This window comes from Lactococcus sp. KTH0-1S (assembly GCF_052544945.1).
In genome coordinates, this window is record NZ_CP195165.1 from 280,628 (window position 1) to 304,860 (window position 24,233).

General features: G+C 35.4%; 24 protein-coding genes. 16 read left to right on the plus strand and 8 right to left on the minus strand.

The genetic code is table 11. The features are described 5' to 3' along the window. Positions 1 to 79 precede the first annotated feature (79 nt). Together ACRYLU_RS01440 and add are read left to right on the plus strand one after the other, a co-directional pair. Entirely contained in the window at positions 80 to 523 is a 444-nt protein-coding gene (locus ACRYLU_RS01440; protein ID WP_445081102.1) for a SprT family protein, read from the plus strand. Positions 524 to 796: 273 nt separating this feature from the next. Then, the gene (add, locus tag ACRYLU_RS01445) at positions 797 to 1,855 is read left to right on the plus strand and encodes an adenosine deaminase (protein WP_080739819.1); all 1,059 of its coding nucleotides are present in this window, start codon (positions 797 to 799) and stop codon (positions 1,853 to 1,855) included. Between the two features lie 31 nt (positions 1,856 to 1,886). On the opposite strand, the gene ACRYLU_RS01450 is transcribed toward add, so the two are convergent. The 3 genes from ACRYLU_RS01450 to ACRYLU_RS01460 form a co-directional block, all read right to left on the minus strand. Further along, a complete protein-coding gene (locus ACRYLU_RS01450; protein WP_179884587.1) occupies positions 1,887 to 2,540 on the minus strand; it encodes a hypothetical protein in 654 nt (217 codons plus the stop codon). 220 nt (positions 2,541 to 2,760) lie between these two features. Beyond that, positions 2,761 to 4,443 carry a ribonuclease J1 gene (rnjA, locus tag ACRYLU_RS01455; protein WP_038598985.1) on the minus strand — a complete coding sequence of 561 codons (1,683 nt, stop codon included), beginning with the start codon at positions 4,441 to 4,443 and terminating at the stop codon, positions 2,761 to 2,763. A 172-nt stretch (positions 4,444 to 4,615) separates the two neighbouring features. Further along, the gene (locus ACRYLU_RS01460) at positions 4,616 to 4,846 is read right to left on the minus strand and encodes an RNA polymerase epsilon subunit (RefSeq protein ID WP_003131711.1); all 231 of its coding nucleotides are present in this window, start codon (positions 4,844 to 4,846) and stop codon (positions 4,616 to 4,618) included. 309 nt (positions 4,847 to 5,155) lie between these two features. On the opposite strand from ACRYLU_RS01460, the gene tsaB reads away from it, so the two are divergent. Genes tsaB through ACRYLU_RS01485 form a run of 5 tightly spaced genes read left to right on the plus strand, consistent with a single transcriptional unit; the run spans position 5,156 to position 8,114 of the window. Next, on the plus strand, positions 5,156 to 5,881 hold the full coding sequence (gene tsaB, locus ACRYLU_RS01465) for a tRNA (adenosine(37)-N6)-threonylcarbamoyltransferase complex dimerization subunit type 1 TsaB (protein WP_058204957.1): 726 nt from the start codon (positions 5,156 to 5,158) through the stop codon (positions 5,879 to 5,881). Next, complete coding sequence (gene rimI / locus ACRYLU_RS01470; protein ID WP_010905268.1) at positions 5,835 to 6,404, plus strand: ribosomal protein S18-alanine N-acetyltransferase; 570 nt, start codon at positions 5,835 to 5,837, stop codon at positions 6,402 to 6,404. Before tsaB ends, rimI (ACRYLU_RS01470) begins: the two co-directional genes overlap by 47 nt. Next, on the plus strand, positions 6,401 to 6,871 hold the full coding sequence (gene rimI, locus ACRYLU_RS01475) for a ribosomal protein S18-alanine N-acetyltransferase (protein WP_029344793.1): 471 nt from the start codon (positions 6,401 to 6,403) through the stop codon (positions 6,869 to 6,871). Before rimI (ACRYLU_RS01470) ends, rimI (ACRYLU_RS01475) begins: the two co-directional genes overlap by 4 nt. 2 nt (positions 6,872 to 6,873) lie before the next feature. Then, positions 6,874 to 7,914, plus strand: coding sequence for a tRNA (adenosine(37)-N6)-threonylcarbamoyltransferase complex transferase subunit TsaD (gene tsaD / locus ACRYLU_RS01480; RefSeq protein ID WP_038598994.1), 1,041 nt, complete (start codon positions 6,874 to 6,876; stop codon positions 7,912 to 7,914). Next, positions 7,914 to 8,114: a DUF4649 family protein gene (locus tag ACRYLU_RS01485; RefSeq protein ID WP_003131704.1), complete on the plus strand. Its 201-nt coding sequence runs from the start codon at positions 7,914 to 7,916 to the stop codon at positions 8,112 to 8,114. The genes tsaD and ACRYLU_RS01485 overlap by 1 nt, the downstream gene beginning before the upstream one ends. A 38-nt stretch (positions 8,115 to 8,152) precedes the next feature. Here the strand turns inward: ACRYLU_RS01485 and ACRYLU_RS01490 are convergent, their stop codons facing one another. Together ACRYLU_RS01490 and ACRYLU_RS01495 are read right to left on the minus strand one after the other, a co-directional pair. Then, positions 8,153 to 8,443, minus strand: coding sequence for a hypothetical protein (locus tag ACRYLU_RS01490; protein ID WP_179884582.1), 291 nt, complete (start codon positions 8,441 to 8,443; stop codon positions 8,153 to 8,155). A gap of 100 nt (positions 8,444 to 8,543) precedes the next feature. Beyond that, positions 8,544 to 9,332 carry a hypothetical protein gene (locus ACRYLU_RS01495; RefSeq protein WP_445081103.1) on the minus strand — a complete coding sequence of 263 codons (789 nt, stop codon included), beginning with the start codon at positions 9,330 to 9,332 and terminating at the stop codon, positions 8,544 to 8,546. 299 nt (positions 9,333 to 9,631) lie between these two features. On the opposite strand from ACRYLU_RS01495, the gene ACRYLU_RS01500 reads away from it, so the two are divergent. From ACRYLU_RS01500 to ACRYLU_RS01530, 7 genes are all read left to right on the plus strand, one after another. After that, positions 9,632 to 10,681 (plus strand): phosphate/phosphite/phosphonate ABC transporter substrate-binding protein, encoded by a 1,050-nt coding sequence (locus ACRYLU_RS01500; protein WP_270219998.1) that lies wholly within the window; start codon positions 9,632 to 9,634, stop codon positions 10,679 to 10,681. A gap of 118 nt (positions 10,682 to 10,799) precedes the next feature. After that, positions 10,800 to 11,540 carry a phosphonate ABC transporter ATP-binding protein gene (gene phnC, locus ACRYLU_RS01505; RefSeq protein WP_010905272.1) on the plus strand — a complete coding sequence of 247 codons (741 nt, stop codon included), beginning with the start codon at positions 10,800 to 10,802 and terminating at the stop codon, positions 11,538 to 11,540. Continuing rightward, entirely contained in the window at positions 11,541 to 12,353 is an 813-nt protein-coding gene (phnE, locus tag ACRYLU_RS01510; RefSeq protein ID WP_012897159.1) for a phosphonate ABC transporter, permease protein PhnE, read from the plus strand. A gap of 14 nt (positions 12,354 to 12,367) precedes the next feature. Further along, entirely contained in the window at positions 12,368 to 13,177 is an 810-nt protein-coding gene (gene phnE / locus ACRYLU_RS01515; RefSeq protein ID WP_038602665.1) for a phosphonate ABC transporter, permease protein PhnE, read from the plus strand. Between the two features lie 5 nt (positions 13,178 to 13,182). Then, the gene (locus ACRYLU_RS01520; RefSeq protein WP_445081104.1) at positions 13,183 to 14,742 is read left to right on the plus strand and encodes a bifunctional metallophosphatase/5'-nucleotidase; all 1,560 of its coding nucleotides are present in this window, start codon (positions 13,183 to 13,185) and stop codon (positions 14,740 to 14,742) included. A 326-nt stretch (positions 14,743 to 15,068) separates the two neighbouring features. Beyond that, positions 15,069 to 15,557, plus strand: a complete 489-nt coding sequence (locus ACRYLU_RS01525; RefSeq protein ID WP_445081105.1) for a thiol peroxidase — start codon at positions 15,069 to 15,071, stop codon at positions 15,555 to 15,557. Positions 15,558 to 15,723: 166 nt separating this feature from the next. After that, on the plus strand, positions 15,724 to 18,264 hold the full coding sequence (locus ACRYLU_RS01530; protein ID WP_038599020.1) for a M1 family metallopeptidase: 2,541 nt from the start codon (positions 15,724 to 15,726) through the stop codon (positions 18,262 to 18,264). 36 nt (positions 18,265 to 18,300) lie between these two features. On the opposite strand, the gene ACRYLU_RS01535 is transcribed toward ACRYLU_RS01530, so the two are convergent. From ACRYLU_RS01535 to ACRYLU_RS01545, 3 genes are all read right to left on the minus strand, one after another. Beyond that, positions 18,301 to 19,494 (minus strand): MFS transporter, encoded by a 1,194-nt coding sequence (locus tag ACRYLU_RS01535; RefSeq protein WP_098393149.1) that lies wholly within the window; start codon positions 19,492 to 19,494, stop codon positions 18,301 to 18,303. Positions 19,495 to 19,821: 327 nt separating this feature from the next. Next, positions 19,822 to 20,295 (minus strand): MarR family transcriptional regulator, encoded by a 474-nt coding sequence (locus ACRYLU_RS01540; RefSeq protein WP_003131690.1) that lies wholly within the window; start codon positions 20,293 to 20,295, stop codon positions 19,822 to 19,824. Positions 20,296 to 20,297: 2 nt separating this feature from the next. Continuing rightward, complete coding sequence (locus ACRYLU_RS01545; protein WP_038599032.1) at positions 20,298 to 21,575, minus strand: cation diffusion facilitator family transporter; 1,278 nt, start codon at positions 21,573 to 21,575, stop codon at positions 20,298 to 20,300. 275 nt (positions 21,576 to 21,850) lie between these two features. On the opposite strand from ACRYLU_RS01545, the gene ACRYLU_RS01550 reads away from it, so the two are divergent. Beyond that, positions 21,851 to 22,201 carry a PadR family transcriptional regulator gene (locus ACRYLU_RS01550; protein WP_003131688.1) on the plus strand — a complete coding sequence of 117 codons (351 nt, stop codon included), beginning with the start codon at positions 21,851 to 21,853 and terminating at the stop codon, positions 22,199 to 22,201. Positions 22,202 to 22,508: 307 nt separating this feature from the next. Continuing rightward, entirely contained in the window at positions 22,509 to 24,230 is a 1,722-nt protein-coding gene (lmrC, locus tag ACRYLU_RS01555) for a multidrug efflux ABC transporter LmrCD subunit C (protein WP_445081362.1), read from the plus strand. Positions 24,231 to 24,233: the final 3 nt, after the last annotated feature.

The following is a 24,233-nucleotide window of genomic DNA, read 5'->3' on the forward strand; positions in this document are numbered from 1 at the left end:
CAAATTTTAGTTTCGCTAGGTGAAGCTGTCAGTAAAATTTACTGACAGTCGTCTGTGCGAGCCTGTCAAAGGAGGAAAAGTGTTAACTAATCAAGAATTGACAGCAAAAGTAAAAGAAATATCACTCACATATTTTAAGCAATCCTTTGACCACGAAGCAAAATGGAATCAACGCTTACGGACGACTGGTGGTCGTTTCTTTCCCAAAGATTTACATCTTGATTTTAATCCTAAAATGGCTGAACTTAAAGATTTTGAAGGAGTGATACTTCATGAATTAACTCATTATCATCTGTTTCGGTCTAAAAGAGGTTATCAACATCGAGATGCTGATTTTAAAAGGCTTCTGTCACAAGTTGGTGGCTTAAGATATGCTCCTTCGGTGATTGATAAGAAGATAAAATATTATTATAGCTGTCAAAATTGCGGCCAACTTTATCCTCGACAAAGAAAAATTGATACAAAAAAGTATCGTTGTGGAAAATGTCGAGGGAAATTAATCTTAAAAACAAGTGGAAATTAAAAATTCCGCTTGTTTTTTATTAAGAATTAAGAAGTTTATCCACATTTTCTTCACTTTTTCCCCAAAAACTGTGAATAAGTTAAGATAAATTGGGGATAATTACAAAAAAAAGGCTTAATTGAGCCAAAAAAATCTTATCCACAAGATAAATTAAAAGTGTAAAGATGATAATTGCTTTTTCTCACAAAAAAGCGTAGAATAGTAAAAATACATTTTTGAAGGACTTCGAGCTATTTAGCTCGAAATCTTTTATATGATGTAGAATAATATTGGATGAAAAAGAAAAGGGAGAAACTCGTGCTTAAATCAGAAATTATTGCTCAAATGCCAAAAGTTGAACTTCATTGCCATCTTGATGGTTCGCTTAGCTTGTCAGTCATTAAAGAACTCGCTAAAAATGCTGGAATTCATATGACAATGTCCGATGAGGAAATTTTAGAAAAGGCACAAGCCCCAGAAAATACAAAAAATTTGCTAGAATACCTGCAACGTTTTGATTTCGTCTTACCACTTTTGCAAACTTATAAGAATTTAGAGTTAGCTGCTTATGATGTTGTCAGACAGGCAGCTGCTGATAATATTAAATATATTGAAATCCGTTTTGCTCCAAGTCAACATCTCTTAGAAAATCTAACCCTTGAAGAAGCAGTAGAGGCTGTCATTGCTGGACTTTCTCGTGCAGAAAATGATTTTGATATAAGAGCAAATGCACTTGTTTGTGGCTTAAAACAAGAACCAATTCAAAAATTACAAAAACTGCTGCCACTTTTTGATAAGATTCCTGATGAACATCTTGTCGGATTTGATATGGCGGGTGACGAATTAAATTATCCACAGGAAAAATTTGTAGATTTGATTCATGATGTGAAAATTAAGGGTGTCAATGTGACGCTTCATGCTGGAGAATGTCCAGCCTGTGAGCAAAATATTTTAGATTCAATCGCAATGGGGGCAAGTCGCATTGGGCATGGAATTATGACTAAAAATCTGTCCGAAGCCGAACAAAAAATGATGATTGAAAAACAAATTGTTTTAGAAATGGCTCCGACTAGCAATTTTCAAACAAAAGCGGTGACAGAGCTTGCGCAATATCCTTTTAAAGAACTTTATGACAAAGGAATACACGTGACATTAAATACCGATAATCGAATGGTTTCGGCTACAAATTTAAGCAAAGAATATGAGAAAATCTCAGCTTGGTACCCAGATTTTTCTCTTTCTGATTTTGAAAAAATAAATCATTACGCAATTGATGGCGCCTTTATTGGTCAAGAAGAAAAAGAAGAACTTCATCAAAGATTTACCAAAGAATACAAAAAAATCTCTGAATAATCAGAGGTTTTTTAGATTAGATGAATTATTATTATTTAATTTCTATCTTAGAAATGATTTGAGCAGCTTGTTCATCAAATGAAGTTGGAATAGCAAGCGTTTGGCTACTGTCCAATAGTTTTTGAGATTCTTCTTTTACCCAAGCAGAATCTTTAAGATATCTTTCGTCTTGGTAATGATTTGGGTCTTTATAAAAATTGATTGACCCATTATGATTAGAACTATAAGTAACAATAGTGGTTCCAGCCATTGTATTATCCGAACTAAAAGATAATGTTACTGTGTCCTGAGGAACAACTACAGAACCAGAAAAAGGAAAGACTTGGTGATTAGCTCCATTTTTAGTAACACTGATAGAAACAGGTTGATAATTATATTTGTAATAACTTAGAAGGGTTTCGGTTACGCGTGCATACTCAACCTGTTCAGCGCTATATCCGGATAAAGGCGAAGAACTTTTTTGTACTTTTTCAGAATTATTGGTATTTGCTTGACTGCTTGAAGCAGAAGGGCTCGTAGAATGAGTAGCAGAATTTTTACTATTGCTAGTTTTTGAACTTGAGGTAACTTTAGAACTAGAAGTAGTTTCTTTTTTGGTCTGATTTTCAGAACTTTTAGAATTTGAACAGGCAGCTAAGGCAAATAAACTCAAAAATGTAGCTGACCAAAGGATTGTTTTTTTCATAAGATTTATTCTCCATTTTTATTACTCTATAATAATAGCATTCAAATTTAATAAAGTAAAATTTAGCTATGATTACTATAATCTTAGAATATATTTCTACTTGGGTATAATCTATTGTTGGAATGAGCTTTATTTAGATATTTTTATTTCTAAGGTCTTGCTTTAGGACAATAAAAAAAGCTGAATCATTATATATTCAGCTTTTTTTTATTAATAAATATTATTTATCAGGTGTCATAATCATTGGAACAACAAGTGGTGAACGTTCAGTTTGTTTATAAAGGAATGGTGAGAGTGCTTCACGCATCGCACGAGCCACAGAAGCTTCATTTGCGTTTTCTTCATGCATCGCTTCACGAATGGCATTGAAAAGGACACGTTGACCACTACGAATCAAATCACCAGACTCACGCATATAGATAAATCCACGCGAAAGCATGTCAGGACCAGCAAGAACGGTTTTCTTTTCAAAGTCAACGGTTGCAACCGCAAGGACAATTCCGTCTTCTGAAAGTTCATGACGGTCGTGAAGAACAGCATTTCCGACATCACCAATTCCTGAACCATCAACGTAAGTGTCAGAGGCTGGAAAATGGTCGGCATATCTTGCGCTGTCAGCAGTTAATGCAAGGACGTCACCATTTTCTTGAATGAAACAATTTTCTTTAGGGACACCAGTATCTTGAGCAAGTCCCGCGTGAATTTTGAGCATTCGATATTCACCGTGAACAGGCATAAAGTATTTCGGTTTGATGAGACGTAACATGAGTTTTTGCTCTTGTTGCCCACCATGACCAGAGGTGTGAATGTTGTTCATTTTACCATAAATAACTTCAACGCCAGCTTCAGCAATTTTGTTAATCAATTGGTTAACACCGTGGGTATTCCCAGGAATAGCATTTGATGAGAAGACAACCGTATCGCCCATTTGTAAGGTAATATGACGGTGCATTCCGTTGGCAATTCTTGAAAGTGCAGCCATTGGCTCACCTTGCGAACCTGTACACATAATCAAAAGTTCATGTGAAGCGTATTGATTAACTTCATTTGGTTCAATGAAGGTTCCTTTAGGAGCTTTGATATAACCGAGTTCCAAACCATTCACGATTGCTTTTTCCATTGAACGACCGAAAACGACAATTTTGCGTCCAGTCTTAACTGCTCCGTCAACGGCTTGTTGCAAACGGAAAATATTTGAGGCAAATGAAGCGAAAATAATTCGACCTTCAATACGTTCAAAAATTTTCATGATGCTTGCACCAACGACTTTTTCAGAATGTGAAAAAGTTGGAATTTCAGCATTGGTTGAGTCAGAAAGAAGGAGTAAAACGCCTTCGCTTCCAAGTTCAGCCATTCGGTGAAGGTCAGCAGGTTCACCCACTGGTGTGAAGTCAAACTTGAAGTCACCAGTAGCCACAATTTTACCTTGAGGAGTATTCACAACAATCCCTAAAGGTTCTGGAATTGAGTGAGTCGTGCGGAAGAAGTCAAGACTTAAATGATTAAATTTAATGACTGAATCTGCATGAATTTCATAAAGTTTAGCATCACGTAAAAGCCCATGTTCTTCGAGTTTTCCACGAATGAGCGCAAGTGACAATGGTCCAGCATAAATTGGAATATTGGCCTGTTTCAAGAGGAATGGAATTCCTCCGATGTGGTCTTCGTGTCCGTGAGTGATGAAGAGACCTTTGATACGATCAATATTTTCAACGATGTAAGTATAATCAGGGATGACGTAGTCAACACCTAATAAATCATCTTCTGGGAATTTAATTCCGGCGTCAATAATGATAATTTCATCTTTATACTCAACGCCGTAAGTATTTTTACCGATTTCGCCCAGTCCGCCAATGGCGTAAACTGCGACTTCATCAGCTTTTATTTTAAGTTGCTTTGGCATGTTTCTCCTATTCTTTGGATTTTTTATTTTATTTTTTGACTGACAAGTTGGTCAGTTCGGTTTTTTAATGTAATATTTACTGACAGAATTTTAAAGGTACAAGAAAATCACTTTAGATTGCTGTCATTTTTGACAAAAATCTAAAGTGCTCTCCTTTATACTCCAGTCAGTCTTAGAAGCTTGTGATTTCAAATACGCCAGTTTCTTTTTCATATTCGACAGATTCATCAGAAAGTGAGTCAATAAACTCTACATGGTAGGCAGTATTTTTAGCAAGAAGTTCGCGTGCAAGGATAACTCCTTCTTCTTTAGTAGCAACATCAAGGTCGAGGTAAAGAGCCTCAGTAGTCTCACGACGTGGTGAGCGGGTATTATCTTTTTGGTAGAAAACTTTAAAAATCATTCTATAAATCACGAGCAAAAGCTCGTTCCTTTCTTAATAGTTCGTGTTTGCTGTTCTTTGCAATTATTATCATTTTAGCATATTTGCAAGGAAATGGAAAGTTGAGTTCATTAATTTTATAAATGAAGCGCTTCCTAAAAAATAATGGTGGAACTTGCAAGGCAAGCGTGGTAAAATATAAGGAAGTAGAACTGATGACAGAGAAGATAAAAATTATTTGTAGATAGGTCGCATTGGATAAGTGGCTGTCAGTAAAAGTCTATCAGTAATTAAAAAATAACATACTTTCAGAAATATTATAGGTAAAAAATGAAGATATTAGCATTTGATAGCTCATCAAAGGCTTTGTCAGTAGCTGTGGTTGCTGACGGAATATTACTTGGTGAAGTAACATTAAATTTGAAAAAAAATCACAGTACAACTTTGATGACAAGCATTGATTTTTTGATGGCTCAAGTTGGTCTTGAAGCCAAAGAACTTGACCGGATTGCAGTAGCACAAGGACCAGGTTCTTATACAGGTTTGCGACTTTCTGCGACAGTTGGAAAAACATTGGCTTTTAGCTTAAATAAAGAGCTTGTTGGTCTATCAAGTTTATTGGCAATTGCTAATCGTGTTCAAGACAAAAATGCTTACGTGCTTCCGATAATTGATGCAAGACGTGGAAATGCCTATGCAGCTCTTTATAAAAATGGGCAGCAAATAATTGCGGATCAACATTGCAATTTTAGTGAATTTTTGGCTGATTTATCAGAAAAAGTTTCTTCATTTGAACAAGTTATTTTCACAGGAGAAACTGATAATTTCGTTGAAGCAATTCAAAATGCTGGTTTCTCTGAAGAACAAATCATTTCTGACAGTTTAGAAAAGCTCCCGTCAGCCTATGAAATTGCTAAGATTGCCGAAAAATTAACTCCTGAAAATGTGCACGCTTTTGTGCCAAATTACCTCAAAAAAGTTGAGGCCGAAGAGAAATGGTTGGAAAGTCATGAAAAAGCTGAAAACACTCCTGACGACTACGTTCAAAGGGTTTAGTGGAAAAAAATTTAATCCTCGTCGTTATTTAGAAATGGCTGACATTGAACTTGAACATGATCGAGAAGGCGTCCACTATCGATTGGCAGACAGAGTTGATATTGTTGCTTTGCTTGCAATTGAACGAGATGTTTACAATGGAGATATTCCATGGACCTTCTCTCATTTTGAACATGAAATTGTCAAAAATGATGAAGCCTTTTTCATTGTGGCCGAAATTTCTGGCAGTGTCATTGGTTTTATTGGAACTAGAATCAATCACCATGGGCAAGATGCACATATCACTAATCTCGCAGTATTTAAAGCCTTTCAAGGACAACAAATTGCTTCAACTTTGATTGAACAACTGATTGTATTGATGAGTGCACTCGGAAAAAATGAGATGACTTTGGAAGTCCGTCGTGACAATACTAAGGCACAAGGACTTTATCGTAGGCAAGGTTTTGTCACTGACAAATTATTGCCAGAGTACTATGAAGATGGTGCTGATGCCATTTGGATGATTAAGAAATTGAAAAAATGAAACTAAAACATCTCTCTTACTTTGAAGAAAAATTAGAAGATAAAAAAAATTTTCCAACCATAGAAAACCTATCAGCTCAGATTTATGAACTTTTGTCACTTGCTTATGAAGAATCACCGTGGACACGAGCTTACATTTTAGCTGATATAATCAATGAAAATTCCGATTATTTCTTCCTAGAAGAAGAGGGGCAAATTGTTGGTCTTTTAGCAATTTCAACAATAATGGATGAATTAGAAATTACAAATATCGCTATTCATCCTGATTTTCAGGGGCAAGGACTAGCGAGTTTTTTACTGACAGAAGTGTCAACATTTAGTGGGACTTTATTTTTGGAAGTTCGGAAGTCCAATCTTGCCGCTCAAAAATGTTATGAAAAATTTGGTTTTAAGATTTATCATACAAGAAAAAATTATTATGACAAACCTCTTGAAGATGCTTTGTTAATGAGAAAAGAGCAATTTTAAAAATGAAAGATAATTATATATTAGCCTTTGAAACTTCATGTGATGAAACTTCAGTGGCAATTTTAAAGAATGGAAATGAATTATTATGTAATATCATTGCCAGTCAAATCAATAGTCATAAACGCTTTGGTGGAGTGGTGCCAGAAATTGCCAGCCGTCATCACGTCGAACAAATTACTGTTTGTATTGAAGCAGCCCTTGAAGAAGCAGAAATTTCGGCTGACCAACTGACGGCCGTTGCGGTGACCGAAGGTCCAGGCTTAAATGGTGCCTTGTTAGTTGGAATCATGGCAGCAAAAACTTTTGCATGGGCAAATCATCTTCCTTTGATTCCAGTTAATCACATGGCCGGTCATTTGATGGCTGCAAGTTTAGTGGATACCATTGAATATCCAGCTATGGCCCTTTTGGTTTCAGGTGGACATTCTGAACTTGTTTACGTAGAAAAAGAAGGAAGCTATAAAAAAGTTGGTGAAACTCGTGACGATGCTGCCGGTGAAGCTTATGATAAAGTTGGTCGAGTGATGGGCCTGACTTATCCGAGTGGAAAAGTCATTGATGAATTAGCACACAAAGGAGCTGATACTTACAATTTCCCACGAGCAATGATGAACACACATGAAGTAGAATTTAGCTTCTCAGGCTTAAAATCAGCCTTTATTAATCTCGTTCATAACGAAAATCAAAAAGGAAATGACGTGATTGCTGATGATTTAGAAAATTTAGCTGCTTCTTTTCAAGCTGCGGTCGTCGATGTCCTTATGGCCAAAACCAAATTAGCCATGGAAAAATATCCAGTAAAAACGCTAATAATTGGCGGTGGAGTATCAGCAAATCAAGGCTTACGCGAACGTTTGTCAGCAGAAATTACTGACGAAAAGTTAATTATTCCTCCTTTAAGACTCTGTGGTGACAATGCTGGAATGATTGCAGCAGCAGCATATATCGAATGGAAAAAAGCTTTAGAAAATGTTCAAGCAGGATTAGATTTAAATGCAAAACCTAGTCTCGTTTTTGAAGACATAGAAGAAGGAGAAGTTTAATGATGAAATTAATTGGAAAACTTCAAAATGGCATGACCTTTACTGAAGAATTTGACGGAGTCAACGATTTTCTAGCCCTTCAACAAAGTGATTATAATGCCATTGCTGATGAAATTGAAGTTGTTGAAGTAAAAATTGCTGACGAAGTCCTTGATTTTAAAGGCAATATGGGTCAACTTTATTATGAACTCATGAAATAAATAAAAAGTTACTGACAGTTCTGTCAGTAACTTTTTATTTAGAGTTGATTAATCATTAATATTTTTGTCTGTGGAAAAATTTCTTTAAGCTCTTTCAGATGAAGTTTGAGCTCTGGATAACAAAAGATATAGTCAATTATTCCATTTTTCTTCGTCAGTAATTCGGACAAATATATTTTTTGAAGTTGAATGTCATTGCCAACTATCTCTTGAGCTTTTTTTAACCAAAGTTTTTCCGTTTCTTTGTAAGCAAACATTTTTCCAATTGGTAATCCCGCGGGTGTTTCTAGCGATTTGTCATTGCCAAGAAGAAGAAAAGCAGTAGTCATGTAATCGCCTCCTTTTACTATATTATAACTCGACAAAAAAAGATTAGCAAGGGGAACTTCACAGATTGGGAGTCCTATTGGCGTCTTTTAATAAAAATTACTAGACCACAGATAATTCATGAATTGTCCGTCCTTCTTTATCGACCAATTGTAACCAGCTATTTGTTCCAGCGAAGTAAAGGAAATGTCCCACTTCATTGACTGATTTTAAGACAATATCCTCAGTAGTTGTGAATGTTTTAGCATCCCAATTGGCTTTTTGTTCTTCTCTTAAAGTCTGTGTAAAACGATAGGCTAAACCTGGTGTACCATCAGATTTCATTCCACCGCTTTCGGCAATTTTTGCTCCGGCTTTTATCACGAGTTGATTGGATTTTTCCCAAATAATGGTCGCTTTACTGTCGGAACGATTAACAAAAAATTCAACTTCAGAAAGTCCTTTTTTCCAGCGATGTTGTGCTTTAGGAGAAAAAGCTTTTTTCTTTTCTAATTTAATGCCAAAAGCAGTTAGAGCAGTCAAAAACTCGTCAGCAGAAGTGGCACAAGCTTTTTCGATATTGCTTGGAATTTTAATTGGCTCGGCTTTATCACGTAAAATAATGCCAGCTTCCTCAGCCAAATTAACTAAATATTGCGTTAGATATTCCAGCTCTAAATCATAGGCAGCCATATTTAAAATCACGACTTTATCAAATTCTAACTTAGGAATTAATTCTAAATCATTGGCAATCATTTTAATCTGCCCTTTTTTTAGTAAAAAGAAAAGCTCATCATTTTGCAAATCAAAATGTGCATTATTCTGATCAAAAATACGTAAAAAGGCAGTTGATGGAAGACGAATTTCTAAACCAAGGTCAGACATGCTGACCGTAAAAGTTAAATTTTTCATAACTTTATTATAGCAGAAAGTTTGACAGCCTTATCAAACAATACATCATCAAGCTAAAATTTGGTATATACAAACAATGTAAGCTGTTTTTTTGTATTTTATAAAAAATGAATCTATAAAAAAACAAAATAATGTAATTTTATAAAATAAAGTTCGGTATTTACGTACAATGGAAACTGTTAACAGAATATTTACAAAAAGGTCATTGTCAGATAAATTAAAATGGGTTAGAATTATTTTGTGAAGCATACCGATTCATCAACCGATTGATAAAAATCTTAAGGAGATTCATTTTTATAATGAAAAATACATCGAAGAAAGTCATTGGACTTACAGCAAGCGCACTAATTGCAGTATCATTACTTGCAGCTTGTGGAAATAGTAGCTCTGCATCAAAATCTGATAGCAAAACCATTTCAAATTTAAAGATTTCATTTATTCCATCCAAAAATCCGGATGATATTACCACAGCGACTAAACCAATCGCAAATATTTTGAAATCTGAATTAAAAAAACAAGGCTATACAGTAAAAAATATTGATACTAGTGTTGGTACGAATTATCAAGCGGTTGGTGAAGGACTCGATGCTGGTTCAGTTGACGTCGGTTATGGAATGTCAGCGACAACTTATGCCATGTATCAAGATGGTTCAACTCCACTCTTGATGGCAACACGTAAAGGACTTTCAAATGATGCCTCAGATTCTGCAAAATATTGGAATGAACATAAACCAACAACTAAAACCGATAAAGAAGTGACTTCTTACCGTTCGTTAATCATTGCTGGTAATTCTCCAATGGGCAAAAAGTTAGCTAAAGAAGCCAACGACGGAACTTTGACATGGAAAGATTTAAACGAAGCAAAATGGGGACTTGAATCAACCTCATCTGCGGCAGGCTATATGTATCCTTCGCAATGGTTAACTGAGAACTTTAAACATTCAATTCGTGATTTAAAAAATACAGTTACCATGGATTCTTATGATTCAGCAATGGCTCAACTTGCTTCAGGTCAAATTGATGTAATGCCAGAATATGCTGATGCTCGAATGGATGACGCTGCTAAGTGGACCACAACTTTCGGTGCAAAAGAAAGTATTTGGGATGATACAAATGTGATCGGTGTGACACCTGCCATTGCCAATGATGGAATCATGGTTTCAGAAAAATCAAAAATCATGACGGCTGACTTCAAAAAAGCACTCTCAGCAGCAATTAAAGATATGGCTAAAACTGATGAAGGAAAGAAAGTCATTGCCATTTATTCACATGATGGCTATGTTGATTCAACAAAAGCTGACTATAAAACAGCCATTAAAGTGGCAAATTCAATGAGTAAAGCCAACTAATGAACAAATAAATCATTTAATAAGGGTCTGGGTTACTCAATGAGTTCCAGACTCTTTTTATGGAAATTGACTAATATTAATTAAAAAGCCTTCATTAGTGAAGAAGGATGGAGAAGTAATGATAAAATTTGAAAATGTGTCAAAAATTTATCCAAATGGCACAAAAGGTTTGACGGATGTTAATTTACAAATCAATCAAGGAGAATTCGTAGCTATTATTGGAACATCGGGAGCAGGAAAATCAACTCTGATTCGTTGTGTTAATGGTTTAAATGATATTACTTCAGGCTCGTTAATTGTGAATGATACAGAAGTGTCAAAACTTAAAGGAAAAGAGTTAAGAAAATTTCGGAGACATGTGGGAATGATTTTTCAATCCTATAATTTAGTTCCTAGAGTGACGGTTTTGAAAAATGTAATGTTTGCTCGTGTACCAGATATGAGTTTATTTAAGGTCATTTTTGGTTTATTTTCAAAAGAAGATAAACTTGTTGCCTTAGATTCTCTAAATAAGGTAGGAATTTTAGATAAAGCTTATATCCGAGCAGATCAACTTTCAGGTGGACAACAGCAACGAGTATCACTCGCTCGTGCTCTTAGTCAAGAAAGTGAAATTTTACTCGCTGATGAACCTGTTTCAGCACTTGACCCAGTCACAGCTAAAGAAGTAATGGATGATTTTAAAAGAATTAATGAAGAATTCAATAAAACAATTTTACTGAATATTCACCATGTTGAACTTGCTTTAGAATACGCTTCGCGGATTATTGCTGTAAAAAAAGGGAAAATTGTTTATGATGGTCCTTCACAAGAGGTAACCAAAGAAATTTTGGATGAAGTTTATAGAAAAGAGGCCTAAATGTACGATAAAATTTTTAAGCCTAAAAAAATAAAACTTATTACAGGAGAAGTTGTTGAAGAGAAAGTCAGTCGAACTTGGTTGACTTGGTTAATTATCATCTTACTGATTGCTTTTTCTGTTATCCTTACAAATTTTGATTTTAGTGCGCTTAGCAGAAGTGGTCTCTTTTTTCAAAAATTAGCAAGTATGATTCCCCCAAATTGGGCTTACTTTCATAAAGTTCTTCCTCCATTACTAGATACGATTAAGATGAGCTTTTTTGCTTCCTTACTTGGAGCAATTTTGTCAGTTCCATTTGCGATATTAGCGGCAAATAACATCCTTAAAAATCGTTTTGTTAATGGCATCATTCGTTTGATTTTCATGCTAGCAAGAACTTTACCAACTTTGGTTTTGGCTTTAATTGCAACCTATATTTTTGGTCTAGGAACTTTTGCTGGAGTTGTTGCAATTTTTGTATTTACCTTTTCTTTCATAGGAAAACAATTGTTTGAGGTGATTGAAACCGTTGATATGGGACCTTTTGAAGCAGCAGAAGCTTTAGGGGTCAGTCCTTTAAAAGCCTTTTTCATTGCTGTTTTTCCACAAGTCTTACCTACTTACCTTTCAACTGCACTTTATGCATTTGAGGGAAATGTTCGTTATGCTGCAATTTTAGGATATGTTGGGGCTGGAGGGATAGGAAATATCTTAAATGACCGAGTGAATTTTCGCGACTTTTCCTCTGTTGGTATGATTTTAATTTCTATTCTAGCTACAGTCATGATTATTGATTCAATCAGCGCATTAATTCGTAAGAAAATTGCCTAGGAATGAGAGGAAAAATGAATTCACAAATTATTGAAGAATATAATCATAGACCTAAAAACTGGTTTTATTATCTTTTGATATTTATTGTTTTATTAGCAGTTTCGATTTGGTCGACTTCAGTCGTCCATTATCATGGCGTTTCAGAACATGGAGCTTTAATCGCCAAAAATATTTTCACAGGGATTTTTCATCCAGATACCAGTTTGATGTTTAACCTAACTGAAACTGGCTTACCCTATCTCTTGCTACAAACTTTTGCAATTGGTTTGCTTGGGACTTTGGTTGGTGCAATTGTTGCCATTCCACTCTCTTTTCTTGCAGCGACTAATTTGGTTCCGAATTGGTTAGCTTATCTGATTCGTTTTATCTTGATGGCGATTCGGACAATTCCTTCTTTTGTTTATGCCCTTTTATTTATTCCAGTCGTTGGTTTAGGTTCTTCAGCTGGGGTAATGGCGCTTGGTTTTGAGTCCATTGGGATGATTGCAAAACTATTTATTGAAGCTATTGAAGATTTGGATATGGGTGTTATTGAGGCTATGGACGCAGCTGGTGCAACAACATTTCAAAAAATTCGTTTTGGAGTTTTACCCCAATTATTACCAGATTTATATTCGATTTTACTTTACCGTTTAGATATGAATCTGCGTGATGCAGCTATTTTGGGATTAGTTGGTGCTGGTGGAATTGGTGCGCCATTGAGTTTTGCAATGTCTGGTTATAAATGGTCAGCCGTTGGTGCAATTTTGTTGGGGCTTTTAGTTTTAATTATCCTTGTTGAACTCATTTCATCAAGAATTCGGAAAAAATTAGCAAAGGGATAAATAATATGAAGATAAAAATTCTAGAAACGAGTGATTTACATGGTTTTGTTCTCCCAACAAACTTCACCGAAAGAGAAATGAATTTGCCTTTTTCAATGGCCAAAGCCAAATCTAAAATAGATGAACTGACAGCAGTGGCTCAAGAGCAGGGTGAAATTATTGTAAAAATTGAAAATGGTGATTTATTGCAAGGTTCACCCTTGGCTTATTATTTAGCTAAAAAATCAAGTCGCGGTATTAAAGACTTGGTCAATGTCACTAATTCCTTTGGTTATGATGTGGGATTGCTTGGTAATCATGAGTTTAATTATGGGATTGATTATTTAAAAAGTTATGTTAATCAGGTAAATTATCCTATTTTGGCTGCGAATGTATTGAATAATGAAGGTCAACCTGCTTTTGGCCCTGCTTATAAAATCATTGAAGCGCAGGGGGTGAAAATTGGAATTGTTGGTTTTTTGACACAATATATTCCACATTGGGAAAAACCGTCAATTATCAAAGATTTGACTTTCCAATCTATTCTGACAACTGCAAGAGATATTCTGCCCGATTTGCGCCAATCAGTTGACCTTTTGATTGTTGCATATCATGGAGGCTTTGAGCGAGATTTACAGACAGGTCTTCCGACAGAAAGTTTGACAGGAGAAAATGAGGCTTATCAGTTAGTTGAAGAGTATAAAGATTACATTGATGCCTTAGTGACTGGACACCAGCATCGTGAAATTGCTGACCATCTTTTTGGAGTTCCAGTTATTCAACCAGGCTATCGTGGTGCTTTTGTTGGCGAAATAGAACTTGAATTAGACAATCATAAAAAAGTTGTGGCTTCAAACGTTAGACTTCATAAAACGGAGAATTGCAAAGTCTCATCGGAGGTCAATCAGCTGATATCTGATGTCAGTACAGAAGCAGAGGATTGGTTAGACCAGCCAATGGGAGAAGTTCATGGAGAAATGATTATTCGTGATCCAATGACTGCTCGACTGATTGAACATCCTTATATTGAATTAATTAATAAAATACAAATGGAAGCGACAGGGACCGATATTTCCGGGACTGCACTTTTTAATAATGAAGCGAAGGGTTTTGCAAAAGAAATTACGATGAGATCGATTCTGACAAATTATATTTATCCCAACACTTTAGCTGTTTTAAGAGTGACAGGTGCAGATTTAAAGGCTGCCTTAGAGCGGACAGCGGAACATCTTGAACTTGACAAAAGTGGCGAAATTGTTTTTAGTCCACGCTTTATTGAACCAAAACCTGAATATTATAATTATGATATGTATGAAGGAATTGAATATGCGATCGATTTGCTAAAAGAAATTGGTCAGCGAATTGTACGTTTGGATTTCAAGGGACATCAGGTAAAGGATGACGAAATTTTAGAAATTGTCGTCAATCAATATCGCGCAGTTGGGGGTGGAAATTATCCAATGTTTTCTGCGGACAAGATTGTTAGAGAAATTACTGTTGATATGACCGAATTGATTGCTGATTATTTGAAAAAATATCCGATAATTGAAGCAAGTGTGAATCATAACTTCACAGTTCTAAAATAAATTTACTGACAGAAATTTTAGCAGAATAATAGGTGCTAAAAAAATCTGTCAGTAATTTTTTTATTAAGTTATACTTGAGAATGAGCTAAGTTTTTCTAAAGTTTTTACTGATATACTTTTATTTATCAAAAGGAGGAGCCTAGCATGAAACATACAGTAATAATTTCAAAAATCAATTATCAATTTGTGAAATCAGAAGATGACTCACTTTTACTTCCAAGTCCTTTAGAAAGTCAATATTTAACAGTAAAATATGAGCAATGAGAGCCAGATGAGTTGAGATTCTATGATAAAATGAAGTCATAAAGATTAACAAAGGAGCATTAATGACAATGAATATCACATCTCATGGTGAAAAAATAGCAACACTAAATCTGACAATAAGTGGTGATGCACCTGATTTTGAACTGACAGATTTAAAAGGAAATAAAATTAAATTATCAAAACTTGAAAAACCTGTTTTGATTAGTGTTTTTCCTGATATTAATACTAGAGTTTGTTCACTTCAAACCAAACATTTTAATCTTGAAGCAGCAAAACATTCTGAAATTGACTTTTTGAGTATTTCAAATAATACAGCAGATGAGCAAAAAAATTGGTGTGCAGCCGAAGGTGTCGACATGACAATTCTTGCTGATGATGGAACTTTTGGAAAGGCTTATGGTCTTATTTTAAATGGTGGTCCTCTTGAAGGACGTCTTGCCAGAAGCGTCTTTGTTGTGAAAAATGGTCAAATTGTCTATAGTGAAGTTTTGTCAGAGCTTTCTGATGAACCAAATTATGAAAAAGCACTAGCAGCTACTAAAGAGTTATAAATGACAAAATAGGGGATAATTGCAATTGATGCTTGTCTTCTATTTATAAGCTGTCAACAGGCAGCTTTTTTAGTAGTAAAAAGAATAGATGTAATTTTTCTTTGTACTCGAAATTTTCTATTCAATTTGATATAATTAGATTAATACTGAATATTTAGGAGAAAACATGGCTGTAAAACGTTTAATTGAAACTTTTGTTCCGGAAAATTATAAGATTTTCCTTGATATTGACCGTAAAACCAAGAAAATAAAAGGTCAAGTGGCAATTACTGGGGAAGCAAAAGATAGTGTTATTGCCTTTCATGCCAAAGGTTTACACTTTAATAAAGTTCGTGCTTTTAGTGTCGATACAAACTTCATTGAAAATGAAGAAGATGAAGAAATCGTTGTTAAAATTGGTGAAACAGGGCGCGTGACTGTTTCATTTGAATATGAAGCTGAATTGACTGACAACATGATGGGAATTTACCCTTCATATTATGAAGTCAATGGCGAAAAGAAAATGCTCATTGGTACACAATTTGAAAGCCATTTTGCTCGCCAAGCCTTTCCTTCTATTGATGAACCAGAAGCAAAAGCAACCTTCGATTTGTCAGTAAAATTTGATGAAGAAGAAGGCGACATCATTGTTTCAAACATGCCAGAACTCTTGAATATTAATGGGATTCACGTTTTTGAACGTACTGTCAAAATGAGTTCTTATCTTTTGGCTTTTGTATTCGGTGAACTTCAATTTAAAAAAGGAAAAACAAAATCTGGTGTTGAAGTAGGTGCTTTTGCAACGAAAGCTCATAGTGAAGCTGCGCTTGATTTCCCGCTTGATATTGCTATTCGTTCAATTGAATTTTATGAAGATTACTATAAAACGCCATATCCACTCCCACACAGTTGGCACATTGCTTTGCCTGACTTTTCAGCAGGAGCAATGGAAAACTGGGGATGTATCACTTATCGTGAAGTCTGCATGCTTGTTGACCCTGAAAATGCAACCATTCAAAGCAAACAATATGTAGCAACCGTTATTGCACACGAATTGGCACATCAATGGTTCGGTGACCTTGTAACAATGCAATGGTGGGATGATTTGTGGCTCAATGAATCATTTGCCAACAACATGGAATATGTTTGTATGGATGCTTTGGAACCAAGTTGGAACGTTTGGGAATCATTCTCAATCTCAGAAGCCAATATGGCACTGAATCGTGATGCAACTGATGGAGTTCAATCTGTCCACGTTGAAGTGACTCACCCAGATGAAATTGGAACGCTCTTTGACCCAGCAATCGTCTATGCCAAAGGTTCACGTTTGATGGTTATGCTTCGTAAATGGCTTGGAGATGAAGATTTTGCTGCTGGTTTAGCTCTTTACTTCAAACGCCACCAATATGGAAATACAGTCGGAGATAATCTTTGGGATGCCTTGGCTGAAGTCTCTGGAAAAGATGTGGCAGCTTTCATGCATTCATGGGTTAACCAACCAGGTTACCCTGTCGTTACTGCCGAAGTCATTGATGATACTTTAGTCTTGAGTCAAAAACAATTCTTCGTTGGTGAGGGTGCTGATAAAGGACGTTTGTGGAATGTTCCTTTGAATACAAATTGGTCAGGATTGCCAGACTTACTTTCTTCTGAAAAAGTTGAAATTCCTGGTTTTGCTGCTTTGAAAGCAAAAAATGATGGTAAGGCCCTCTTTTTGAATGATGCAAATATGGCACATTACATTATTGATTACAAAGGACAATTGTTGACAGACCTCCTCTCAGAAGTTGAGACTTTGGAGAATGTCACTAAATTCCAAATCTTGCAAGATCGTAAACTATTGGCTAAAGCAGGTGTAATTTCTTATGCTGATGTCGTAAATATCTTGCCAGCATTTACCAATGAAGAATCTTACCTTGTCAATACTGGTTTGAGTCAACTCATTAGCGAATTAGAACTTTTTGTTGATGAAGATTCAGAAACTGAAAAAGCTTTCCAAAGTTTGGTAGGAAAACTTTTCGCTAGAAACTATGCTCGCTTAGGTTGGGATAAAGTTGCTGGTGAATCTGCTGGTGATGAGAGTCTTCGTGGAATTGTTTTGAGTAAGACTTTGTATGCTGAGAATGCAGATGCCAAAGCAAAAGCCAGTCAAATCTTTGCAGCACATAAAGAAAATCTAGCAGGAATTCCGGCTGATATTCGTCCAATTGTTTTAAATAATGAAATTAAGACGACAAATTCTGCTGAATTGGTTAAAACTTATCGTGAAACTTATGTTAAAACTAGCTTGCAAGAATTTAAACGTGAGCTTGAAGGGGCTGTCGCATTAATCAAGGATGAAAAAGTCATTGCTGAATTGCTTGAAAGCTTCAAAAATGCTGATATTGTTAAGCCACAAGATATTGCTTTCTCTTGGTTCTACCTTTTGCGCAATGATTTCTCACAAGATGCTGCTTGGGCTTGGGAAAAAGCAAACTGGGCATTCCTTGAAGAAAAATTGGGTGGAGATATGAGTTATGATAAATTTGTTATCTATCCAGGAAATACTTTTAAAACTGCTGATAAATTAGCAGAATATAAAGCTTTCTTTGAGCCAAAATTAGAAAATCAAGGTTTGAAACGTTCAATCGAAATGGCAATCAAGCAAATCACAGCACGTGTTGCTTTGATTGATAGCCAAAAGGCTGACGTTGATAAATCAATCAAAGAAATTTCTGAAAAATTATAATAAATAAAAATCACCTTTTTGAGGTGATTTTTTTATTCATTCTTGGTCTGACTTTGTTTTTGATAGCACAAGTAGAGCGATAATTAGAAAGATAAATCCCATGAGTGCTGGAGCGAAATGACCAAGGCTAATATAGATTTGTCCGCCAATTAAAGGGCCCATCACGCGAGTAAGTGCTTGAAGTGCTTGACTTCCACCTTGAAGTTTACCTTGTTCGGAAGAAGTCGCTGATTTTGAAAGTTTACCGTTAAAGGCAGTTCCAAAAATACTATCTCCAAAAGCAAAGATAAACATTGCCAGAATGAAGAAGGGCCACATTTTAGAAAAAGCAGAAAGTGCGAAAAGAAGGTAAGCAATTATTTCGCAGACTAGTGCCAAACGGATGAGTTTATCTTCATTAGCTAATTTTAGAAGTCTTGGCATGATAAAGATTTGAGTCAAGATATCCATTAAACCCATGATGGATATGGCTAGACCAATTAATACAGGCGTCCAAGCAAAAGAATCTAATGAAAATTGACTAATAATTGCTTGGAGTGCACCATTTGGTAGCCAAAGTAAGATACCGGCAAAGAGGAGACGATTGAGATTTTTCATGCGTAAGAGCTGAAAAAGTTGAGTGAAAGGATTGAGTTGTTTAAGGGAAAAATTACGTGTGCGATGAGTTTCAGGCAAGCTCTCGTTCATTACGAATGCACCGTAAAGAAGATTGGCGATTGAGATTAGGGCGCCGAAGTAAAAGGGAACTGAATTGCCAAAATGAGCTAGAAGTCCTCCAACTGTTGGGCCAGAAATTGTTCCAACGCCAACAGCGGCGGCTGTCCAACCAAAAACTTTAGTTCGATTTTCTTCATCAGTAATATCAGCGAAGTAAGCAAAAAGGATCACGATATTTCCACCAGTTAAACCATCAATGATTCGTCCGAGAAAAAGCATCCAGAGACTACCAGCTAAGCCAAAGATAAGATAACCGAGAGCAGAGCCAGCTAAAGAAATCAGTAAGATAGGTTTACGACCAAAGCGGTCTGATAAAGAACCGAGAGCAGGAGCTGCAAAGAAAGTACAGAGGGCATAGATTGCCATTAAACTAGTGACAATGAGAGCTTGGTCATGAGCATTAGCAAAGGGTGCAACCATAAAAGGAACGACTGGTGAGATAATTGTAAAACCAAGTCCTGTCAGGAAAGTGGTGATAAGCCCAAAAATGAGGGCGTGTTTATTAATTTTCATAGGTAAAACCTCCATAAGATATGAGCCCGACTGTGTTGAAGTGATGAAATTTATAAAAATTGGTGGTTCTACCCAACAGGCAGGTTCCCAATTTTGTCTAATTTCATTCACTTCAAGGAGGGCGAACTCAATTACAATAATTGATGATGATTTCTTAGGAAGTTTTTTGCGCAGACTTGCGTCTGCTAAAGTGAAATCTATAGACTTGTGATTTCACTTTTCTACACAGTTTCCCTGGAAACAAAAATAGTATATCATAACATTGTTTCCGTGTCAACAAAAAACAAACAAAAAAAACTGTCAGTAAAAATTAATTTACTGACAGAATTATTTTTCAATATTATTCCGAATAGCAGAATCAAGATGATTATTGTATTTATTGAGAAATTCTAAAATATTGCTGACAGACTCATCAGTTAATTCATCGAAGATAACTTGATCCTTTTCTGAAAATTTTTGGTGCAAACTTTCGTGACGGTCATTAATTTCTTGACCCTCTTTTGTTAAGCGAAAATAGATTTCCTTTTTATTTTGAGGAATTTGATAAGATTCAACGAGATTTTTTTTGAGCAGTTTTTTAGCGATTTTACTGGCAGCACCACGTGTCATGTAGAGATGATGAGCTAATTTGGTCACATTTGGATAAGGGGTTTTAGCAATAAATTCAATCGTTTCAATTTCTGATAACGAAATATTTGAGAATTCAGCCTCCATTTGTGGCTTGTAATAGGCATCAATCTTATTAAATAAATCAGTTAAAGAAGTCATGATTTGTTCCTGATTTTGCTGAAGATTGGTCATAATCACTTTTCCTCTCTTTTTAAAGTTGTCTGTCTATAAATACAGCGCCAATAGTCATTGCGCCGCCAGATACTTGTAACCACAAAATTTTGTTCATTTTTCCAGTAATCATAAGTTAAAATAAATGTTTTCTTGCTGACTTGTGAACTACTATAGTGATTTATTGCTAATGGAATTACTGACAGACTTGTCAATGAATTTTTAGAGTCATTATTTTTACTGACAGAATTTTCGTCAGTAATTTTTGCAAAATCTTTCAATTTATCAGAAGCACTGATGATTTTTCCATCAGCAAGAATTTCTTTAAAAGTGCTGTCAGTTAATTTGTCCAAATTTTCCAGATTTAAAAACTGTTCTTCTTTTGCCAAAAGTTCAAGTGAGCGACTGGCGTAATGTTCCTCTTCAGGTAAGGCAGCAGGTTCAACGTGGACATCGACATCATAAACACCATAATTGTCAATTAACATTTTCTCAATGAACTCGGTCGCTTCATGACTCTCGAAAACACTTAAATCAGGAGACATTTCAACCACTACATCAAGGAAAATATTACTTCCATAAGAACGCCCTCGGACAAGCTTAACCCCTTTTACCTTTGGAACCAAGCAAATCGCTTCGCGATATTCTTCGACAAGATTTTCATCAAAACCATCAGAGAGACTAAAAACAGATTCATGGAAAATATCATAGGCAGTCTTTAAAATGAAACCACAAATAACTATAGCCATCGCAGTATCAAGCCACTCCCAACCTACACTACTTGCTAAAATAGCAACCACTGTTCCAATAGAAGTCACCGCATCAGAGAGATTGTCCTTACTTGCTGCTGACAGTGCTTGTGAGTTCGTTTTTTTTGCCAATGCCCGATTATAAAGATAAACGCCCAGCATGACGAAAGCTGAGAATAAACCAACAAGAGCTCCCAGTGGGTCTATGGCTTCTTCTTTACCAGAAAGAAGTGTCATAACTGTTTCTCTTAAAACCTCAAAACCAACGAAAAACATGATAAAACTAGAAATTAAGCTAGCGATTGATTCAATTTTCCAGTGACCATAAACATGATCACTATCTGCTGGAATTCGAGCAAGTCGAAGACCAATCAAAATTGCAATATTTCCCATAATATCAGTCACATTGTTAAAACCATTAGCTTGAAGAGCACTAGAATGCACAATTGCTGCAAAAGCAATTTGTCCAATGGATAAAACAATATAAGCGATAATAGAAACCCAAACTCCTTTTTCAGCGAGTTTCAGATTGTTTGTACTTGAAGCTGCCATATGAATCCTCCCAAACTTACATCATTCCATTATAACAAAATTTTGAATGAAAGTTTGTATCTATTGGCAAAAAATGCTTTTATAATAAGGGCTCACGAAATATAAATAAAAAAGAAGGGTTGGCTAATTTATATAAAAATGCCCACTTTCTACTATATTAATGTAATCGAAAGCAGTCAAAAATAAAAAAATTATATAAAAAGTTCAAGTACCTTGACTTACATAGTAATGTGAAGTATAATATACTTTGTTTAAAATGATAGAAAGGAAAAAGAATGGCAGAAATACCAAAGGAAATGTTACGCGCCCAAACCAATGTCATTTTGCTCAATGTCTTAAAACAAGGGGATAATTATGTTTATGGCATTATCAAGCAAGTCAAGGAAGCATCAAATGGAGAAATGGAGCTTAATGAAGCCACGCTCTATACAATCTTTAAACGACTTGAAAAGGATGGGATTATCAGTTCTTATTGGGGAGACGAAAGCCAAGGGGGCCGTCGTAAATATTACCGCTTGACAGAAATTGGTCATGAAAATATGCGACTTGCTTTTGAATCTTGGTCTAGAGTCGATGAAATTATTGAAAATTTAGAAGCAAATAAAAAAGATGAATCTAATAAATAATTTCCAATTAAAATTTAAGTTACTAAATAAGGGATGAAGGTAAAAAATATTCGTCGCAAATTGTTGACTTAAACTTTGAAAAGCGTTACAATATTTTTGTTAGTTTATCTTTTTTGAAACTAACTATTGTAATATTTAACAGCATTAACAATTAATGCTTGTTTACTAAAAAAAATAATGTTATAATTATTTTCTCAAAAAATTTATTGAAATCATTTTGAAGTAAAATGAAATTGAAAATTCAATTTAATGTAAACTTATTTACATTATTACTCTAGAAAGGAATTTTATGATTTTCAAATCAATCATGAAGCATAAATGGGTTGCCTTATTCTCAATCTTTTCAACCTTTGTTTATGCAGGAGTACAGCTTTACCAGCCCCAAATCATGAAACGAATTATGACCGTAATGTCATCAACAACTTATAGCCGTCATCAAATGGCTGACAAGGTTTCAGGATATGGAGTTGAGCTTTTAATTGTTGCTGGGATAGGAATAATTTTTGCCATCTTTAGTACACTTTCAGCCGCACGAATTGCCCAAGAAATTGGAGCAGACGTTCGTGAAGCGACTTACAAAAAAATCAATACATTTTCTTATGAAAATGTTGAAAAGTTCAATGCAGGAAACCTTGTTGTTCGGATGACAAATGACGTCACACAAGTTCAAAACTTGATGATGATGGTTTTCCAAATTTTGATGCGGATTCCAGTCCTTTTGATTGGTGCGGTTGTTCTTTCTATCACAACTCTTCCAAGATTATGGTGGATTACAGTTCTTTTAATTGTTTTAATCGTATTAGTCACAGCCGTTTTAATGGGACGCATGGGTCCTCACTTTATGGCTTTCCAAAAATTGATGGACCGTATTAATGCCATTGCTAAACAAAACTTGCGTGGTTCACGTGTCGTTAAATCATTCGTTCAAGAAAAAAATCAAATTAAAGATTTTGATGAAACTTCTGATGAACTTTACGATCATAACTGGGCAGTAGGAAAACTCTTCTCAGCAATGATTCCACTCTTTACTGTAATTGCTCAAGGAGCAATTTGGCTTGCTATTTACTTTGTTTCAACTTTTGTAACAGAGTCAACAACAGTTGCCCAAGATAGTATTGGTGGGATTGCTACATTCATGACTTATATGGGAATGATTATGTTTGCCATTATCATGGGTGGTATGATTTCAATGTTTGCTTCACGTGGTATGGTATCAATTGGACGTATTAATGAAGTGTTAAATACTGATCCAGCCATGAAATTTGATGAAAATGCTAAAGACGAAGTTCTTTCAGGTTCTGTCAAATTTGACCATGTGTCATTCTCTTATCCTAATGATGAAGAACCAACGCTTAAAGATATTAGCTTTGAAGTAGAACCTGGTCAAATGGTTGGGATTGTCGGAGCGACTGGTGCTGGTAAATCTACATTGGCACAATTGATTCCAAGACTCTTTGACCCAACAGAAGGTACCGTTTCAGTTGGTGGAAAAGATCTTAAAACAGTTAGTCGTGGAACATTGAAGAAAAATATTTCTATTGTTCTTCAAAAGGCCATTCTCTTCTCAGGAACAATTGCTGGAAATATTAAACAGGGGAAAGCCGATGCAACTGATGAAGAAATGACTCGTGCTGCACGCATTTCCCAAGCCGCAGAATTTATTACAACTAAAGATGGTCAATATGATTCTGAAGTTGAAGAACGCGGAAATAACTTCTCAGGTGGTCAAAAGCAAAGACTTTCAATCACACGTGGAGTTGTTAAAAATCCAAATGTCTTAATTTTAGATGACTCAACATCAGCCCTTGATGCTAAATCTGAAAAACTTGTTCAAGAAGCTTTGAATAAAGACCTTAAAGACACAACCACAATTATTATTGCTCAAAAGATTTCATCAGTGGTTCATGCAGATAATATTTTGGTTCTTGACCAAGGAAAACTTGTTGGTCAAGGAACTCACCAAGAATTAGTTGCTGAGAATAAAATTTACCAAGAAATCTACAACACACAGAAAGCACAGGAGGACTAAGAC

What these genes read in the sequence shown, in the direction of transcription:
- ACRYLU_RS01545 (WP_038599032.1), bottom strand. Translation starts at nt 21,575, where the DNA reads ATGGCAGCTTCAAGTACAAACAATCTGAAACTCGCTGAAAAAGGAGTT.
- ACRYLU_RS01460 (WP_003131711.1), bottom strand. Translation starts at nt 4,846, where the DNA reads ATGATTTTTAAAGTTTTCTACCAAAAAGATAATACCCGCTCACCACGT.
- ACRYLU_RS01535 (WP_098393149.1), bottom strand. Translation starts at nt 19,494, where the DNA reads ATGAAAATTAATAAACACGCCCTCATTTTTGGGCTTATCACCACTTTC.
- ACRYLU_RS01525 (WP_445081105.1), top strand. Translation starts at nt 15,069, where the DNA reads ATGACAATGAATATCACATCTCATGGTGAAAAAATAGCAACACTAAAT.
- ACRYLU_RS01490 (WP_179884582.1), bottom strand. Translation starts at nt 8,443, where the DNA reads ATGACTACTGCTTTTCTTCTTCTTGGCAATGACAAATCGCTAGAAACA.
- rimI (WP_010905268.1), top strand. Translation starts at nt 5,835, where the DNA reads ATGAAAAAGCTGAAAACACTCCTGACGACTACGTTCAAAGGGTTTAGT.
- tsaB (WP_058204957.1), top strand. Translation starts at nt 5,156, where the DNA reads ATGAAGATATTAGCATTTGATAGCTCATCAAAGGCTTTGTCAGTAGCT.
- ACRYLU_RS01550 (WP_003131688.1), top strand. Translation starts at nt 21,851, where the DNA reads ATGGCAGAAATACCAAAGGAAATGTTACGCGCCCAAACCAATGTCATT.
- rnjA (WP_038598985.1), bottom strand. Translation starts at nt 4,443, where the DNA reads ATGCCAAAGCAACTTAAAATAAAAGCTGATGAAGTCGCAGTTTACGCC.
- ACRYLU_RS01520 (WP_445081104.1), top strand. Translation starts at nt 13,183, where the DNA reads ATGAAGATAAAAATTCTAGAAACGAGTGATTTACATGGTTTTGTTCTC.
- ACRYLU_RS01540 (WP_003131690.1), bottom strand. Translation starts at nt 20,295, where the DNA reads ATGACCAATCTTCAGCAAAATCAGGAACAAATCATGACTTCTTTAACT.
- phnE (WP_012897159.1), top strand. Translation starts at nt 11,541, where the DNA reads ATGTACGATAAAATTTTTAAGCCTAAAAAAATAAAACTTATTACAGGA.
- add (WP_080739819.1), top strand. Translation starts at nt 797, where the DNA reads ATGAAAAAGAAAAGGGAGAAACTCGTGCTTAAATCAGAAATTATTGCT.
- ACRYLU_RS01530 (WP_038599020.1), top strand. Translation starts at nt 15,724, where the DNA reads ATGGCTGTAAAACGTTTAATTGAAACTTTTGTTCCGGAAAATTATAAG.
- ACRYLU_RS01495 (WP_445081103.1), bottom strand. Translation starts at nt 9,332, where the DNA reads ATGAAAAATTTAACTTTTACGGTCAGCATGTCTGACCTTGGTTTAGAA.
- rimI (WP_029344793.1), top strand. Translation starts at nt 6,401, where the DNA reads ATGAAACTAAAACATCTCTCTTACTTTGAAGAAAAATTAGAAGATAAA.
- phnC (WP_010905272.1), top strand. Translation starts at nt 10,800, where the DNA reads ATGATAAAATTTGAAAATGTGTCAAAAATTTATCCAAATGGCACAAAA.
- ACRYLU_RS01485 (WP_003131704.1), top strand. Translation starts at nt 7,914, where the DNA reads ATGATGAAATTAATTGGAAAACTTCAAAATGGCATGACCTTTACTGAA.
- ACRYLU_RS01450 (WP_179884587.1), bottom strand. Translation starts at nt 2,540, where the DNA reads ATGAAAAAAACAATCCTTTGGTCAGCTACATTTTTGAGTTTATTTGCC.
- phnE (WP_038602665.1), top strand. Translation starts at nt 12,368, where the DNA reads ATGAATTCACAAATTATTGAAGAATATAATCATAGACCTAAAAACTGG.
- lmrC (WP_445081362.1), top strand. Translation starts at nt 22,509, where the DNA reads ATGAAGCATAAATGGGTTGCCTTATTCTCAATCTTTTCAACCTTTGTT.
- ACRYLU_RS01500 (WP_270219998.1), top strand. Translation starts at nt 9,632, where the DNA reads ATGAAAAATACATCGAAGAAAGTCATTGGACTTACAGCAAGCGCACTA.
- tsaD (WP_038598994.1), top strand. Translation starts at nt 6,874, where the DNA reads ATGAAAGATAATTATATATTAGCCTTTGAAACTTCATGTGATGAAACT.